General features: G+C 65.3%; 14 protein-coding genes. 11 read left to right on the top strand and 3 right to left on the bottom strand.

Translation table 11 applies throughout. The features are described from left to right. The first annotated feature begins 12 nt into the window (after positions 1-12). Positions 13-738: an alpha/beta hydrolase gene (locus tag AAFG07_RS08295; protein WP_342726830.1), complete on the top strand. Its 726-nt coding sequence runs from the start codon at positions 13-15 to the stop codon at positions 736-738. Here AAFG07_RS08295 and AAFG07_RS08290 read toward each other — a convergent pair. Continuing rightward, complete coding sequence (locus tag AAFG07_RS08290; RefSeq protein ID WP_342726829.1) at positions 735-2,228, bottom strand: NAD(P)/FAD-dependent oxidoreductase; 1,494 nt, start codon at positions 2,226-2,228, stop codon at positions 735-737. The genes AAFG07_RS08295 and AAFG07_RS08290 overlap by 4 nt on opposite strands. Before the next feature lie 117 nt (positions 2,229-2,345). Then, positions 2,346-2,795 carry a cupin domain-containing protein gene (locus AAFG07_RS08285; protein WP_298366857.1) on the bottom strand — a complete coding sequence of 150 codons (450 nt, stop codon included), beginning with the start codon at positions 2,793-2,795 and terminating at the stop codon, positions 2,346-2,348. Positions 2,796-3,059: 264 nt separating this feature from the next. Between AAFG07_RS08285 and AAFG07_RS08280 the strand changes: the two genes are divergently transcribed. The 4 genes from AAFG07_RS08280 (at position 3,060) to AAFG07_RS08265 (ending at position 6,042) form a co-directional block, all read left to right on the top strand. Further along, positions 3,060-4,088, top strand: a complete 1,029-nt coding sequence (locus AAFG07_RS08280; protein WP_342726828.1) for an AraC family transcriptional regulator — start codon at positions 3,060-3,062, stop codon at positions 4,086-4,088. A 97-nt stretch (positions 4,089-4,185) separates the two neighbouring features. Next, positions 4,186-5,052: a S1C family serine protease gene (locus AAFG07_RS08275; RefSeq protein ID WP_342726827.1), complete on the top strand. Its 867-nt coding sequence runs from the start codon at positions 4,186-4,188 to the stop codon at positions 5,050-5,052. After that, positions 5,049-5,423 (top strand): LuxR C-terminal-related transcriptional regulator, encoded by a 375-nt coding sequence (locus tag AAFG07_RS08270; protein WP_342726826.1) that lies wholly within the window; start codon positions 5,049-5,051, stop codon positions 5,421-5,423. The genes AAFG07_RS08275 and AAFG07_RS08270 overlap by 4 nt, the downstream gene beginning before the upstream one ends. A 406-nt stretch (positions 5,424-5,829) precedes the next feature. Beyond that, the gene (locus tag AAFG07_RS08265; RefSeq protein ID WP_342726825.1) at positions 5,830-6,042 is read left to right on the top strand and encodes a hypothetical protein; all 213 of its coding nucleotides are present in this window, start codon (positions 5,830-5,832) and stop codon (positions 6,040-6,042) included. 80 nt (positions 6,043-6,122) lie between these two features. On the opposite strand, the gene AAFG07_RS08260 is transcribed toward AAFG07_RS08265, so the two are convergent. Next, positions 6,123-7,484 (bottom strand): metallophosphoesterase, encoded by a 1,362-nt coding sequence (locus AAFG07_RS08260; protein ID WP_342726824.1) that lies wholly within the window; start codon positions 7,482-7,484, stop codon positions 6,123-6,125. A gap of 210 nt (positions 7,485-7,694) precedes the next feature. On the opposite strand from AAFG07_RS08260, the gene AAFG07_RS08255 reads away from it, so the two are divergent. The 6 genes from AAFG07_RS08255 (at position 7,695) to AAFG07_RS08230 (ending at position 15,341) form a co-directional block, all read left to right on the top strand. Further along, positions 7,695-9,113: a M20 family metallopeptidase gene (locus AAFG07_RS08255; protein ID WP_342726823.1), complete on the top strand. Its 1,419-nt coding sequence runs from the start codon at positions 7,695-7,697 to the stop codon at positions 9,111-9,113. Positions 9,114-9,525: 412 nt separating this feature from the next. Continuing rightward, positions 9,526-11,316, top strand: a complete 1,791-nt coding sequence (locus AAFG07_RS08250) for a peptide ABC transporter substrate-binding protein (protein ID WP_342726822.1) — start codon at positions 9,526-9,528, stop codon at positions 11,314-11,316. 243 nt (positions 11,317-11,559) lie between these two features. Continuing rightward, a complete protein-coding gene (locus AAFG07_RS08245) occupies positions 11,560-12,516 on the top strand; it encodes an ABC transporter permease (protein WP_342726821.1) in 957 nt (318 codons plus the stop codon). Then, positions 12,482-13,399, top strand: a complete 918-nt coding sequence (locus tag AAFG07_RS08240; protein WP_342726820.1) for an ABC transporter permease — start codon at positions 12,482-12,484, stop codon at positions 13,397-13,399. Before AAFG07_RS08245 ends, AAFG07_RS08240 begins: the two co-directional genes overlap by 35 nt. Then, on the top strand, positions 13,396-14,376 hold the full coding sequence (locus AAFG07_RS08235) for an ABC transporter ATP-binding protein (protein ID WP_092116610.1): 981 nt from the start codon (positions 13,396-13,398) through the stop codon (positions 14,374-14,376). The genes AAFG07_RS08240 and AAFG07_RS08235 overlap by 4 nt, the downstream gene beginning before the upstream one ends. Continuing rightward, on the top strand, positions 14,373-15,341 hold the full coding sequence (locus AAFG07_RS08230) for a dipeptide ABC transporter ATP-binding protein (protein ID WP_342726819.1): 969 nt from the start codon (positions 14,373-14,375) through the stop codon (positions 15,339-15,341). The genes AAFG07_RS08235 and AAFG07_RS08230 overlap by 4 nt, the downstream gene beginning before the upstream one ends. The last annotated feature ends 161 nt before the right edge of the window (positions 15,342-15,502 follow it).

Here is a 15,502-nt window from a genome sequence, read left to right as displayed (position 1 = left end):
GAGAAGCACAACATGTCGACCTATGTTCTCGTCCATGGCGCCTGGCATACCGGCGCCGAGTTTGAGCCGGTTGCGGCCGCCATCCGCAAGGCCGGCCATGTCGTCCACACCCCGACGATCAAGGGCAACCGCCCCGGCGACCGCAAGGATACTGGGCTTGCCGAGGCGATCCAGTCGATCGTGGACTATCTCGCCGAGCACAATCTGAATGACATCGTGCTGGTCGGCCACAGCTATGGCGGCATGGTCATCACGGGTGTTGCCGACGCCGCCGCCAATCGCATCCGCCGGCTGGTGTACTGGAATGCGTTCGTGCCGAACAATGGCGAGAGCCTCAACGACATGGTGCCGCCGCACTATGTCGGCCTGTTCGATGCCATCTATGCCGAGCGCGGCGACGGCTCGGTGGTATTGCCGTTCCCGATCTGGCGCGAGGCGTTCATCAACGACGCCGACCTCGAGACGGCGCAGCGAGCCTATGACAAGCTCAACCCGCACCCGCTGAAGACCTTCCAGGACAAGATCGCGCTGCGGACCAATCCGGCCGAGATGCCGATCGCAAAGTCCTACGTCAACTGCACCGAGGACACCGCGATGCCGCACGGCCTGCCCTGGCATCCGCGGCTGTCGGAGAAGCTCGGGCTGTTCCGCCTCGTGCAGGTGCCGGGCAGCCACGAGCTCTGCTTCTCCAATCCCGAGCGCCTGGCGCAAGCCTTCCTCGACGCCGGCCGCGATTAGGCCACCGCCCTGTACTCCGGCGCGGTCGCAAGGAAGCGCGCATAGGCGTCCGCGTCCGGCGGCGTGAACCTTTCGACGAGCGGGTTGCGACGCGACGCTTTGGTGCCGATGTCCGCCAACAGCTCGTCGAAATGCTTGAAGTGATACGGCGCGACGCACAGCCCGCCATAGACGCCCGCCGCCGGCCGCTCGACGCGCTTGAAGTTCAGCATCATCGCGATGTTGTCGTGCATCTCGGCCGCGCTCGGCTGCCGCGCGAGCTGCCCGTCGGCGTAGCGCACCAGCCAGTTCGCGGCGAGATCGGCGCACAGCACGGTGCAGAAGCTCGAATTGAACCCGACAAAGCCCATGTCGGGCAGATCCGGGTTGGCGATCAGCCGATAGAGCCGGTACTGCCCGTCGGGCTCGACCAGCTTGCTCTGATACTCCTTAGGGAGGAACGGCACACCGAGCTTGTAGCCGATCGCGAGCACCGCGACGTCGGCCGCGACACGCTGGCCGCCGCTCATCACGATGGTCTTGCCGTCATAATGATCGAAGGTGCCCTGCACCGCCTTGATCCGGCCGTCGGCGACCATCGGATAGAAGCCGGGGGTCGCGATCGGCACCGAGCAGTTGACGCCGTCCTCGATCCGCTCCTTCGGCACCATGCCGCACTGCTTCAGCTTGAGCTGCATCTTCAGCATGCTCTCGAGCCCACGCCAGTTCGCCCAGGCGAACGGCTTTGCCACGACATGCGCGAGGCGCGCCATCGGACCGATGCCCCAGCTCGCAAACATCTGCTCCTGGGCGCGGATGTAGAGGATGCGCTTGAAGTTGACGAGGCCGCCGACGAAATAGGGAATCCGCCAGACCGGCTCGCGAAACACGATGGTGACCTCGCTGGCGCCGGAAGTGACCGCATTCACGGCGATGTCGGTCGCCGATTTCGAACCGCCGAGCACGACTACCTTGCGGCCCTTGGCGAGATCAGGATCGCTGTATTGCGACGAGTGCAGGATCTGGCCGCCCTGCGCCTTGAAGCCGTCCTCGCCGGCCAGCGGCAGCGTCTGCGGCTCGTTGAATTGCCCGGTGCAGACCGCGACGAAGTCGAAATCCTCATGGCCGGCGGCGCCGTCGGTCGAGCGCAGTTCGAGCGTCCAGCCCGGTCTGCCATCGGCGCGGCGCGTCATGCTCTCGACCTTGGTGTCGAACCGCATCGCGCCGTCGAGCCCGTGGCTGCGGGCGTAGTCCCGCAGATAGGCATGGACCTGCGGGCCCTTCGGCCACTCCGGATAGGACTCCGGCATCGCCTTGTCGGTGTAGCGATAGAGCTCCTTCGGGCTCTGGGTCTGCACGTCGGGGTAGGAGCGCGCCGGCTCCCAGACCCCGCCGAGATCACTGCTGCGCTCGATGATCGTTACGTTGTGACCGCGACCGGCAAAGGCTTTTCCGGCGGCGAGCCCGGAAATGCCGGCGCCGATCACGCACACATGCTTCTGCTTGACCATGAAACGTCTCCGCGATGAATGAACAGGTCCATTTCCCTAAGCGCACGCGTTCCCGTCATCGCCGGAGCCAACTCCGGCGATCGCTGTCTCGGGTGCGCTGTCTGTGTGCTCGCCCGCCTACTCGTTGGCTTCAGGCGGCAGGAAGTCCACCTCGTGCTCGGCGGAAATGCGCACCACTTCGACGGGGTCCTGCAGATTGTGCAGCTTGTCGAACAGCGCCTCGAGCTTCTGCATCGGCGACACCCAGAACAGCGCCCGCGCCGGCTTGTCGGACTTGTTGAAATAGCCGTGCGGAATGCCGCGCGGCATGCGCACGAGGTCGCCGGCCTTGGCCTGCACCCAAACGCCGTCGAGCTTGAGGTCGAGCACGCCCTCCTGCACCAGGATGAACTCGTCCTGGGTCGGGTGGACGTGCACCGGCACGAACTGGCCGGGATCGCTGTTGGTCTCGAACGCGAAGGTCGAGTCGGTGACCGCCTTCGGATAGTAGACCTGGCCCAGGATATTCCAGGTCTTGCCGCCGTAGCCGGTGCCGGTTCGGGTAATGCCTTTTTCGAGCGTGCCCATGTCAGCCTCTCCAGTTTTGGATGCGTATTGCCGACACCGAGCCTGTCGCCAGCCGGTGAGGCTGTCTAGCCGATAAACGAATCCGCGGCCGGCACGATCATGCTGCAATGCGGGAGCGTCGAGCCCGGCGGGGTCTGCCCAATGCCGCCGCATCCGCCTGCGCGCCGATCGGGCAGATTGCGCGACGAAACGGCGTTCCCCTTTGCCGGCGGATGCACTAGGCTGCACGATGTTTTAGACCTCAAACAACTCCGGACGGCCGGCGTGACTGCTGTTGGCAACGAGGTTTCGGCAAGGGCACGTTCGACAAGCGCAAGGCTCAAGGATTTCGCGCGCGTCGCGACGGCGCGCGTCGACGACGCGGCTGAAGCGATCGGGCGCATCTTCTGTCCGCACGATCTGACGCCGGTCGATCGTTCGGAGCGCGATTTCTCCGCACACCACAATTGCGCTGGGTTCAACGGGTTCTCGGTCAACTATGTCGCCTATGGCGGATCGGTCGCGATCAACCCCGGTTGCCTCGACCGCTTCTTCCTGTTGCAGATGCCGCTGTCCGGCTCGGCCGCGGTGCGGACCGCCGCGCGCGAGCTCACCACCGGACCACAACACTGTGCCTCGCTGCTGTCGCCGACGATTCCAACCGAGATGACATGGCGCGACGACTGCGCCCAGCTCATCCTGCTGCTCGACCGCAAGCTGGTCGAGCATCGCGCCGCCGCGCTTGGCGGCGTGGCGGTCCGGCCGGTCGAGTTCGATCCGGCTGTCGCACTGAGCGGGCCACTCGGGCAGGCGCTCTCGGCCAGGATCGAGCAGCTCGTAACGACCGCCGAGCAGCTCGGGCCGCACAAATCCTTGTCCGCGGTGGCGGCGGCCGATTGGCGCGAGTCGTTTCTCAATGTTTTGCTCAACGAGCAGCGGCACACCTTGAGTTCGGCAATCGATGTCTTCAACGGCCGCGCTGAGGCCCAGCCGGCGGCGCTGAAGCGCGTGCGCGCCTATCTCGAGACCCGCGCGACCGAGCCGATGGATCTCGTCGAGCTTGCGCAGATCGCAGGCACCGGCGTCCGCGCGCTGCAACTCGGCTTCCGCCGCCACTTCGGCACCACCGTTTCCGAGATGCTGCTCGACATCCGTCTCGCCCATCTCAACGCCCGTCTCAAGACGGCGCGGCCGGGCGAACGCATCGTCGATATTGCATTCGACCTCGGCTTTACCCATCTGAGCCGGATGGCGAGCGCCTACCGCGCCAAGTTCGGCGAAAGCCCGAAGGACACCCTGCACCAGCTGAGCTGAGCGGCAGTTCCGATCGGCGGGGCCGCGTCCTGCCCATCCGGCCAGTTTCGCCCTTAGCCGCGACATCCCAGATTGGGGGAAGCCAACGGAGTTTCCCATGACCGAATCAACCACCCTCGCCTCGCTGTCGTCAGCCCTTTCCGAGACCATTGCGCGCGCTGCGCCTGCGATCGTGTCCGTGCATTCGCATCGCGCGCGCGCCTCCGGCTTCGTCTGGAAGACCGGCCTCATCGTGACTGCCGACGAGGCCCTCGCCGACGAGGGCGAGATCGAAATCCAGTTTGCCAACGGCAGCCGCAGGCAAGCCACCGTCGCCGGACGCGACCACACCACCGACATCGCGCTGCTGCGCGTCGATGGCGATGTCGCGCCGATCAAGCTCTCGGCCGAAATCCCCGCGCTCGGATCGCTCGCGGTCATCGTCGCAGCCGACCGCGGCGCGCCGATCGCGCGGCTCGGCATGGTCTCGCGGTCGGGCGCCGCCTGGCGCAGCCTGCGCGGCGGCGAGATCGATGCGCGGATCGAGCTCGACGTCCGGCTGCGGCACAGCCAGCAGGGTGGGCTGGCGCTGAATGCCGCGGGCGTGCCGTTCGGCATGGCGGTGCTCGGCCCGCGCCGCGTGCTGACGATCCCGGCCGCGACCATCGAGCGGGTCGCGGCCCAGCTCGAGAAGAGCGGCCGGATCGCGCGCGGATATCTCGGCGTCGGGCTGCAGCCGGTCCGTCTCGACGACGGCCTTGGTGCGATGGTGATGAATGTCGACAAGGCCGGCCCGTCGGCCGCCGCCGGCATCCGCCAGGGCGACGTGATCATTGCTGTCAACGGCGAGAAGCTGTCGGGCGTGCGGGCGCTGTCGCGCGGCCTCGGGCCACAGAGCGTCGGCAGCGTGGTTGAGCTCACCGTGCATCGCGGCGGCGAGCCGTTGAACTTCAAGGTGACGGTCGGCGAAAGGCCCGAGACGTGAGCAGTGAGCCCACTTCCGACATCGTCATCGCACTCGAGATAGACGACCCCGTCCTCGCCGACCGGCTGGCGACGTTGCTCGGCAGCGTCGCCGGCCTGCGGCTTGCCGCGCCGGGCGAACAGGTGACGGCGACGATCGTCGCACGCAACCGGGAGACCGCGGGCGGCGGCGACTTCGAGCTGACGCCGCGCGAGCTCGACGTGCTGGCGCTGCTGGCCGAAGGCGCATCCAACAAGATGATCGCGCAGCGGCTCGGGATTTCCGTCCACACCGCCAAGTTTCATGTCGGCTCCCTGCTCGACAAGCTCGACGCCACCGGCCGAACCGACGCCGTCGCGCATGCGGCGCGGCGCGGGGTGATCAATTTGTGAGGCTGGAACGTACAAGGTTGATGCTGGCGGATTGATATCCATCCCTTCATCGTCCTGGCTTTCGCCAAGACGACGATGAGGATGGTTCTCGATTCAAGATGTCAAACTGCGCGGTGTCATCACCCGCGCATGCGGGTGATCCAGTATTCCAGAGACAGCGGTGCTTGAGCCGAGAGGCCGCGGCGTACTGGATCGCCCGGTCGAGCCGGGCGATGACATATGAGAATGGGGATACAAATCTGCATTCTCGCGACATGATCACGCAACCACTGGACAACGCCCCCAACTCAGTGATTGCGGAAAATTCCGCCGCGCGGACGCTTAGACCAATTGTGTAGGTAGTCGTCCGGATACAGACGCCTCCTCGATCTGGCTATGCAATCTTCAGCCAACAAAAAGAAACGGCATGAAGAAGCTGATCGATCGTCATCGAGACATTCAATACACGCTTACCAACGTCGAACCCGACCTCTGGAGCTGGTCATTCGAGATCAACGGCAAGATCAAGCACGGCACCACGCGCGCGCGGCTCGGCCTGCTGGCACAGCGACGAGTCTGCACGCTGATCGATCGCGAATTGAAAAGCGCGGAACGGAAGAAGCCCAAGGGATCTGACTAGGCGGCACACGTCCCTGCTCCGTTTCTCCGCCAGCGCGATCGCCGCCGACTTGGCTCAGGACTTTGGCTCAAGACTTTGGCTCATGACAATGCGATCACGGTCGCAGCGACGTCGAGCCGAGGCCCGGCATATCGCCTGTCGTCGGGTCCATGCTGTCCGCACCCGACGCTCCAGAGCGCGGGCCACGAGAACCGCTCGAGCCCCGTCGCCGATATCGCGGCGAACGACGTCCAGCTGATGTCACCGCGGCGTCGCCACAGCACGCCGCCCGGTCCCATGTCCGGATAGAAGGCGATGTCGAGGTCGAAATCCCGCTCATCGCCGAGATCGGGACCGACCCAGTAGTGCGGACTACGCCCGGGCTCGCGCCCGAGGATCAGGGTGAGCGTCTGGTTCGGCCCGCGCAGGCCGAGCCAGAACGGCGCGATCATGTCTGGCACGGGCGTGCACAGCAGCGTTTGCGGCGCGGCGCTTGCCGCGGCGGTGCGCCCCGACAGTTTCAGGGCGACCACCGTCGCGGGCGCCGGCATCCCGGACAGCGGCGCGGGGCTGGTCCCGTGCGGCAATGGCGACCACGCAGCGCGGTCGAAAGATGGCAGCGGCCATGCGAGCTGCTCGCGCACGGCGCCTTCGGTGTCGAGCACCTGATAGCGAAGGCCGTCCTGATCGAGCGCCGCTTGCACGCAATGCAGGTACTCGACGCCTTCGGGCATCCGGTGCGCAGTGCCCGCGCCCGCCGTGCAGATCTGCAGCACGCCGCGATGGACCTGAACATCGAATGCGAGGATGTGGCTGCACAGATAGGCGGTCACGCCGGCGCCGACCAGGACCTCCCAGAAGCGCGCGCTGTATTCGTGACCGATCTCGCGCTGATAGCTGCCGCTGAAGCCATTGATGGGGTACACGGGATGATGACCCAGCACCAGTTTGTGCCGGGCATCCCTGTGCTGTGCGAGTACCGCTTGCAGCCAGTCGGTCTCGACATGCCCCTCGCCGCCCAACCCGCTCCACAGCGTATGCACAAACACCATCAGCAAATCGTCGCGGCGGACCCAATAGGACAAGCCCTCCTGACCCGGCGGACCGTTGCGCGGCAGCTTCAGCACCTCGCGAAACACCGCCTCGCTCATCTCGTCATAGGTGGTGTGGTTGCCGGTCGTGTGCCACAGCGGCACCGCGCGCCGGTCGAGCCAGGCCATTTCGGTGTCGAGCCAATGCCGCCACTGCGCCCGCAACGCGTCGGCATCGGCGGTGAGGCCGATGATCTCGTCGCCGGGGAAGAGAATGAATTCGGGCGCAGGGTGCAGCCGGCGGACCACGTTGTTCACCGACGCGAAGGTGCGCTCATGCAGTGCACCGGGAATGCCCGAGCAGGCGTCGGCATAAATCACGAACTGGTGGCCCGAATTTCTCGGCAACAGAGACGGAATTGCATCATGCATGGTCGGACTACGTCCTCGCGAGCCGCATCATAGAGGAAGGCAGGCTGATCGCTCAAGACAGGCGACCGGTGCCCTTTGTGACTGTTTCTCTGCACACCAAGACGTGACGCTGCGGAAAAGCTGCTCTGCCGGCACGCGCTAGGCGGCGCCGCGCCAAGCTGCTAGCCTTTTGCGCTTCAGATTGCCTTGCGAGCTAAGGGACCGAAGCAAATGGACAACCGTAATGATGTTTGGCGCGGCGTCGACACGATCAAGCCGCGTTTCATCGAATTGAGCGACCGGGTCTGGGCGATGCCCGAGGTCTGTTACACCGAGGCGCGCTCATCCGCCGAACATCTGGCCGAGCTGCGCCACCAGGGTTTCCGCATCACCGAGAACCTCGCCGACATTCCGACCGCGGTGATGGGCGAATGGGGCGAGGGCGGCCCGGTCATCGCTTTCCTCGGCGAATATGACGCCCTGCCCGGCCTCAGCCAGGAGGCCGGAATTGCCGAACCTCGCCCGGTCGAGAGCGGCGGCCACGGCCACGGCTGCGGCCACAATCTACTCGGCTCCTCCGCGCTGCTCGCGGCAACCGCGGTCAAGGACTGGCTCGCCGCCAACAAGGTGCCGGGCCGGGTGCGCTATTACGGCTGTCCCGCCGAGGAAGGCGGCGCGGCAAAGGCCTTCATGGTGCGCTGTGGCGCGTTCGAGGACGCCGACATCGCCATCACCTGGCATCCGCACAGTTTCTGGGAAGTGGCGGTGACGCCGTCGCTCGCCAACACCCGTGCCGATTTCATCTTCACCGGGCGGACCTCGCATGCGGCAGCCTCGCCGCATCTCGGCCGCAGCGCGCTCGATGCGGTGGAATTGATGAATGTCGGCGTCAACTACATGCGCGAGCACATGCCGAGCGACGCCCGGGTGCATTACGCGCTGCTCGACACCGGCGGCATTGCGCCCAACGTGGTGCAGGCCCATGCCCGCGTGCGCTATTCGATCCGCGCCCGCGACCTGCCCGGCATGAACGAGCTGGTCGAGCGCGTGAACAAGATCGCGCAGGGCGCAGCCCTGATGACCGAGACCAGGATGGAGATGAAGATCATCTCCGCGGTCTCCAACATCCTGCCCAATACGCCGCTGGAGCAGACCCTGCACCGCATCATGGAAGATCTCGGCCCGCCGCATTTCGACGATGCCGACAAGGATTTCGCCGGAAAGATCCGTGCGACCCTGACCGACAAGGACATCGCCTCGGTCTACTACGCGATCGGCATGGATCCGACCGACCGGCCGCTGGCCGATTTCCTGGTGCCGATCGACGCCAAGCGCAATCCGCTGATCGGCTCGACCGATGTCGGCGACGTCAGCTGGGTGGTGCCGACGGTGCAGGTCCATGCACCGACGGTTGCAATCGGCACGCCGTTCCACACCTGGCAGGTTGTGGCGCAGGGCAAGACGCCGGCCGCGCACAAGGCGATGGTGCAGGCCGCCAAGGCGATGGCCGGCCTCGGCGTGAAGGCGCTGATGGAGCCGGAGCTGATCGCAGCCGCCAAGGCCGACCTCAAGAAGCGGACCACCCGGACGCCCTATGTCAGTCCGCTGCCGGCGAATGTTGCACCGCCGTTGGACATGTCGGTCGCCTGAGCGCCGCATTTAACGAGCCGGGCCTGCGCGCCGATGCGCGGCCCGGCCAGCTCCTGTTCTGATCCGATTGGATCGGAGCGGGGCTCTGGATTTTTGCTTGGACGCGTTTTCGTCGCGCGAACCGGCATCCGCTCCGCTCGAAAACGCGCGCGCGTGACAAAAAAGCATCTCGGAACAAAGGATAACGAACAAATTTTCCGCACTGCGAGGCACGCGCAGGCGCGCTTTGGCACCGAAATGCCGAACCGATGTGCGGCGCGGAGCGGTTCTGCACAAGCGATAGCCAAAAGACCTAGTCGCTGAACCTCGGGAGGCGTTGACCTTCGCGGTCATTCGGTGTGCCATCTGCCGCCAGCACGGCGGCCGGTTCCAAGGCCCGCCGCAATCACACGTGAGCCGGACCGAGGGGACAATGTTCGACAACAATCTGCGCGGGATGATCGACGACGTAAGGGACGGACGGATGGACCGCCGCGCCTTCGTCAAGCGAATGATTGCCGTCGGCCTCACCGCGCCGTTGGCGAACCAGATTCTGGCGATCGGCGGCGTCGCGATGGCGCAGAGCCCCAACCCCTACAAGCCGACCAAGCGCGGCGGCGGCGGTCCGCTGAAGCTGTTGTGGTGGCAGGGCCCGACCCTGCTCAATCCGCATTTCGCCACCGGCACCAAGGACCAGGACGGCTCGCGCATCTTCTACGAGCCGCTGGCCAGCTGGGACGTCGACGGCCATCTCAACCCGATCCTCGCCGCCGAGATCCCCTCGATCCAGAATGGCGGCCTAGCCGCCGACGCCAAATCGGTGGTCTGGAAACTCAAACCCGGCGTCAAATGGCATGACGGGAAACCGTTCAGCGCCGACGACGTCGTCTTCACCTGGGAATATGCCAGCGACCCCGCGACGGCAGCGGTCTCGAGCGCGACTTACGCCGGCATGACCGTGGAGAAGGTCGACGACCTCACGGTCCGTATCAAGTTCAAGGATCCGACGCCGTTCTGGGCCAACGCGTTCGTCGGTGCCTATGGCTGCATCATTCCAAAACACCTGTTCGCGGAATTCAAGGGCGGCAAGTCGCGCGAGGCGTCGACCAATCTGAAGCCGGTCGGCACCGGACCCTACAAGTTCATCGAGTTCAAGCCGGGCGACCTGATCCGCGGTGAGATCAATCAGGATTATCACATGGCGAACCGGCCCTATTTCGACACGATCGAGATGAAGGGCGGCGGTGACGCGGTGTCGGCGGCCCGCGCGGTGATCCAGACCGGCGAATATGATTTCGCCTGGAATATCCAGGTCGAGGACGAGGTGCTGCTGCGGCTGGAGAAGGGCGGCAAGGGCAAGACGCTCTATGCCGTCGGCGGCGACATCGAGTTTATCGCCATCAATTTCACCGACCCCAACACCGAGGTCGACGGCGAACGCTCGTCGATGAAGACCAAGCATCCGATCCTGTCCGACCAGCGCGTGCGCCAGGCGCTCGCGCTGCTGGTCGACCGCGAGTCCATCAAGAAGGTGATCTACGGCCGCGCCGGCCGCGCCACCGCCAACTATCTCAACGGCCCCGAGGAGTTCGTCTCCAAGAACACCAAATGGGAGTTCTCGGTCGAGAAGGCGAGCGCGCTGCTCGAGCAGGCCGGCTGGAAGGCCGGCTCCGACGGCATCCGCGAGAAGGACGGCAAGAAGCTGAAGTTGCTATACCAGACCTCGATCAACGGGCCGCGGCAGAAGACCCAGGCGATCGTCAAGCAGGCCTGCCAGAAGGCCGGCATCGACGTCGAGCTGAAATCGGTGGTGGCCTCGGTGTTCTTCTCCTCCGACGTCGCCAACCCCGACACCTACTCCCATTTCTATGCCGACATCGAGATGTTCCAGATCCCGATGACGCAACCCGATCCGGCCCTGCACATGCGCCGCTATCATTCGCGCAACGTCGCCACCAAGGAGAACAAGTGGCAGGGACCGAACTTCCCGCGCTGGGTCAACAAGGATTACGATGCGGCAGTCGATGCCGCCGATACCGAGACCGATCCGATCAAGCGCGCGGATCTCTACATCAAGTGCAACGATCTGATGTGGCAAGACACGGTGATGATCCCCGTGATGCATCGGCTTGCGGTGGAAGCCTGCTCCAACACGGTGCGGCCCGCGCTCTCCGGCTGGGCCAACCAAACTGACAATCTGCAAGACTGGTATCGTGAAACCTGAGACACGGGGACGGGTTCGGAGTTGAATGGGTGCATCTTCTCCCTTTCCCCGTTCTTACGGGGAGAGCGGCTCCAACCGCAAATACCGTGAGAGATGAGTTCTTGGAGAGTCTCACTCGCCCGGAATTCAAGCTGTGCTTGAATTTCGACCTCTCCCCGCACGCGGGGCGAGGTGAAGCTCGCCTTTCGACTGGAAGCAAGATCAACGTGCTCAAGGTGCGAGCGTTAGTTAGATGATCTCTCGATGAGTCAATATATCCTGCGCCGTCTGATGATCGCGATCCCGAGCCTGCTCGGGATTTCGGTCGTGCTGTTCGTCGTGCTGGCGCTCGCGCCGGGCGATCCGTTCAGCGAGCTCGCGACCAATCCGAACGTGCCGCCCGAGGTACAGGCCGCGCTGCGCACCAAGTTCGGCCTCGACGATCCGATCTACCTCCGCTATCTGCACTGGCTTGCGGCGATGGTGCAGGGCGACTGGGGCTTCTCCTTTGTCAGCCGGATCAATGTCGACACGCTGATCCTGCAACGGCTGCCGACGACGCTCTACGTGATCGGTTCGGCGCAGCTGCTGGCGCTCCTGATCGCGATCCCGGTCGGCGTCTATGCCGCCACCCGGCCCTATTCGCTGTTCGACCAGCTCGCCAACACCTTCGCCTTCATCGGCTTCTCGCTACCGACCTTCTTCACCGGCATCCTGTTCATCCTGGTGTTCTCGGTGAAGCTGGACTGGCTGCCCTTCGTCTACACCGACGTGCCCGGCAGCGGCATCCCCTGGCTGCTGGAGATGATCCGTCAGGCCATCATGCCGGTGATGGTGCTCGGCCTGTTCCAGGCGGCGTCGATGACCCGCTTCGTGCGCTCGGCGATGCTCGACGTGATCCGGCTCGACTATGTCACCACCGCGCGCGCCAAGGGGCTCGGGCAGGCCAAGGTGATCGTCAAGCATGTGATGCGCAATGCGATGATCCCGGTCGTCACGCTCATTGCGCTTCAAATGCCTGCCGTGTTCGGCGGCGCCATCGTCACCGAGCAGATCTTCCGGATTCCCGGCATCGGCTCGCTGCTGATTTCGTCCATCCTCGCCAACGATACGCCGGTCGTGATGGCCGTGACCTTCGTGTTCGCGTGTCTCGTGGTGCTCTTCAACCTGATTGCAGATGTCCTCTATGGCTGGCTTGACCCTCGCATCTCCTTCCGCTGAGCGGCGCGGCTACTCGCCCTGGCGCGAAACCTGGCGGCGCTACCGCCGGCACAGGCCCGCCGTGGTCAGCGCCGTCCTGCTGCTGCTGCTGATCGCAGCCGTCGTGATCGGCCCGTTCGTCTGGCGGGTCTCGATGAGCGACATCGACGTCGTGGCAGGCATGCAGGGCCCCTCGCTGGCGCATCCGTTCGGCACCGACGATCTCGGCCAGGACCTGCTCGCCCGCATGATCTATGGCGGCCGCATCTCGCTCGCGGTCGGCCTCGCCGCGATGCTGGTCTCGGTGTTCGTCGGCACGTTGATCGGCGCGCTCGCCGGCATGTCGCGCGGCCCACTCGGCTATGCGCTGATGTGGCTGACCGACCTGTTCCTGTCGCTGCCGCAACTGCCGCTGCTCTTGATGCTGATCTATCTGTTCCGCGACGGGCTCAAGGCTGTGTTCGGCCCGGAAGGTGGCATCTTCATCCTGATCGTGCTTGTGATCGGCGGCCTGCGCTGGATGCCGGTCGCCCGTCTGGTGCGTGCCCAGTTCCTGTCGCTGCGCGAAAAGGAATTCGTCGAGGCCGCGCGCGCGCTCGGCGCGAGCCCGGTGCGTCAGGTGGTGCGTCACATCCTGCCCAATGCGCTGGGACCGGTGATCATCGCCGGCACGATCGACGTCGCCGCCGCGATCATCGCGGAATCGACGCTGTCGTTCCTCGGCCTCGGCTTTCCGCCGGATACGCCGACCTGGGGCCGCATCCTCTATGACGCCAAGGACTTTCTCGATATCGGTCCGCACTGGGCGCTGTTTCCGGGCGGCGCGATCTTCATCGCGGTCGTCGCCATCAACTTCATCGGCGACGGGCTGCGCGACGCGCTCGACGCGCGCAAGGTGATCTGATGGCGCTGCTCGACATCAAGGGCCTGAAAACCCATTTCACCACCGACGACGGCATCGTCCAGGCGGTCGACGGCGTCGACATCAGCATCAACCGCGGCGAGACGCTCTGCGTGGTCGGCGAATCCGGCTGCGGCAAGACCGTCACCGCGATGTCGATCCTGAAGCTGATCGCGATGCCGCCGGGCAAGATCGTCGCAGGCGAGATCATGTTCGAGGGCCGCGATCTGGCGCCGCTGACCAGCCATCAGCTCGACGAGATCAGGGCCAAGGAGATCGGCTTCATCTTTCAGGAGCCGATGACCTCGCTCAACCCGGTGCTGACGATCGGCGAGCAGATCGCCGAGAGCCTGCGCCGCCACGAGGCGGTGACCAGGAAGCAGGCGCTCGAGCGCACCATCGAGATGCTGCAGCTGGTGCAGATCCCCAACGCCGCGGGCCGCGTGCATCACTATCCGCACCAGTTCTCCGGCGGCATGCGGCAGCGCGTGATGATCGCGATGGCGCTGGCCTGCCGGCCCAAGCTCGTGATCGCGGATGAGCCGACCACCGCGCTCGACGTCACCATCCAGGCGCAGATCCTCGACCTGCTGCAGGACATGAAGGAGCGCCTCGGCATGGCGGTGATGCTGATCACCCACGCGATGGGCGTGGTCGCGGAGACCGCGCAGCGCGTCGTCGTGATGTATGCCGGCAAGGTGGTGGAAGAGGCGCCGGTCGACGAATTGTTCGGCAATCCGAGCCATCCCTACACCCAGGGCCTGATCCGCTCGATCCCGCGCATCGATCTCGACGCCGAACACAAGACCCGGCTGGAAGCGATCGGCGGCTCGGTGCCGATCCTGATCAACCCGCCGCCCGGCTGCCGGTTTGCTTCCCGCTGCAAACACGCCATGAGCATCTGCACCGAGCAGGAGCCGCGCCTGCGCGAGATCGCACCCGGCCATCGTATGGCCTGCCACCTCGGAGACGCGTCATGAGCGAGCCGCTGCTGCGCGTCAGCAATCTGAAGAAGCACTTTCCGGTGCTCGGCGGCCTCCTCTCGCGCGAGGTCGGCCAGGTCTATGCGGTCGATGGCGTGTCGTTTGCGGTCAACCGCGGCGAGACGCTGGGGCTGGTCGGCGAATCCGGTTGCGGCAAGTCGACCACCGGGCGTTGCGTCTTGCGGCTGATCGAGCCGACCTCGGGCGAAGTCGTGTTCGACGGCCAGAACGTGATCGGGCTCGGCGGCGGCGACCTGCGCGCCATGCGGCGCAACATGCAGCTCGTCTTCCAGGACCCGTTCGCCTCGCTCAATCCGCGCATGACGGTCGGCGCGATCCTCGCCGAGCCGTTCATCATCCATAACCTCGTGACCTCGGCCAGCGAGCGCGAGGACCGCGTCGCGCGCCTTCTGGTCAAGGTCGGGCTGAAGGCCGAGCACATGCGGCGCTATCCGCATGAATTCTCCGGCGGCCAGCGCCAGCGCATCGCGATCGCCCGCGCGCTAACCTTGGAGCCGAAGCTGATCGTGTGCGACGAGCCGGTGTCGGCGCTCGACGTCTCGATCCAGGCCCAGGTCATCAATCTGCTCGAGGATCTGCAGGCCGAGCTGAACCTCACCTATCTGTTCGTGGCCCACGATCTCTCTGTCGTCGAGCACATCTCCGACCGCGTCGCGGTGATGTATCTCGGCCGCATCGTCGAGCTCGCCAAGGCCAGCGATCTCTACCGCAATCCGCAGCATCCCTACACCAAGGCGCTGCTCTCGGCGGTGCCGGTGGCCGATCCCAAGGCGAAGAAGCTGCGCATCCGACTCAAGGGCGACGTGCCGAGCCCGATGAATCCACCCAAGGGCTGCCACTTCCACACCCGCTGCCCAATCGCCGAAGAGCGCTGCCGCCACACCGCGCCGGAGCTGCGCGAAGGCAGCAACGGGCATTCTGTGGCGTGCCATCTGGCGTAGGGCTGAAACGCAGGCACTGCCGAACTGCCGACGCGCGTCTGCTCCCTCACCGTCACCCTGAGGTGGCCGCTTCTTCAGCGGCCCTCGAAGGGTCGACGGCCCGACTGGTGGCCGTGCATCCTTCGAGGCTCGCAAGGGCTCGCACCTCAGGATGACGGGGC

This window comes from Bradyrhizobium sp. B097 (assembly GCF_038957035.1).
Lineage (GTDB): Bacteria > Pseudomonadota > Alphaproteobacteria > Rhizobiales > Xanthobacteraceae > Bradyrhizobium.
The sequence above is the reverse complement of the archived record's forward strand: the minus strand, read 5'-3'. Positions and strand labels throughout refer to the sequence as shown.

Bases quoted from the DNA above. Each gene is read 5' to 3' on its own strand.
- AAFG07_RS08295 (WP_342726830.1), top strand. From the start codon at position 13: ATGTCGACCTATGTTCTCGTCCATGGCGCCTGGCATACCGGCGCCGAG.
- AAFG07_RS08290 (WP_342726829.1), bottom strand. From the start codon at position 2,228: ATGGTCAAGCAGAAGCATGTGTGCGTGATCGGCGCCGGCATTTCCGGG.
- AAFG07_RS08285 (WP_298366857.1), bottom strand. From the start codon at position 2,795: ATGGGCACGCTCGAAAAAGGCATTACCCGAACCGGCACCGGCTACGGC.
- AAFG07_RS08275 (WP_342726827.1), top strand. From the start codon at position 4,186: ATGACCGAATCAACCACCCTCGCCTCGCTGTCGTCAGCCCTTTCCGAG.
- AAFG07_RS08265 (WP_342726825.1), top strand. From the start codon at position 5,830: ATGAAGAAGCTGATCGATCGTCATCGAGACATTCAATACACGCTTACC.
- AAFG07_RS08260 (WP_342726824.1), bottom strand. From the start codon at position 7,484: ATGCATGATGCAATTCCGTCTCTGTTGCCGAGAAATTCGGGCCACCAG.
- AAFG07_RS08255 (WP_342726823.1), top strand. From the start codon at position 7,695: ATGGACAACCGTAATGATGTTTGGCGCGGCGTCGACACGATCAAGCCG.
- AAFG07_RS08250 (WP_342726822.1), top strand. From the start codon at position 9,526: ATGTTCGACAACAATCTGCGCGGGATGATCGACGACGTAAGGGACGGA.
- AAFG07_RS08245 (WP_342726821.1), top strand. From the start codon at position 11,560: ATGAGTCAATATATCCTGCGCCGTCTGATGATCGCGATCCCGAGCCTG.
- AAFG07_RS08240 (WP_342726820.1), top strand. From the start codon at position 12,482: ATGGCTGGCTTGACCCTCGCATCTCCTTCCGCTGAGCGGCGCGGCTAC.
- AAFG07_RS08230 (WP_342726819.1), top strand. From the start codon at position 14,373: ATGAGCGAGCCGCTGCTGCGCGTCAGCAATCTGAAGAAGCACTTTCCG.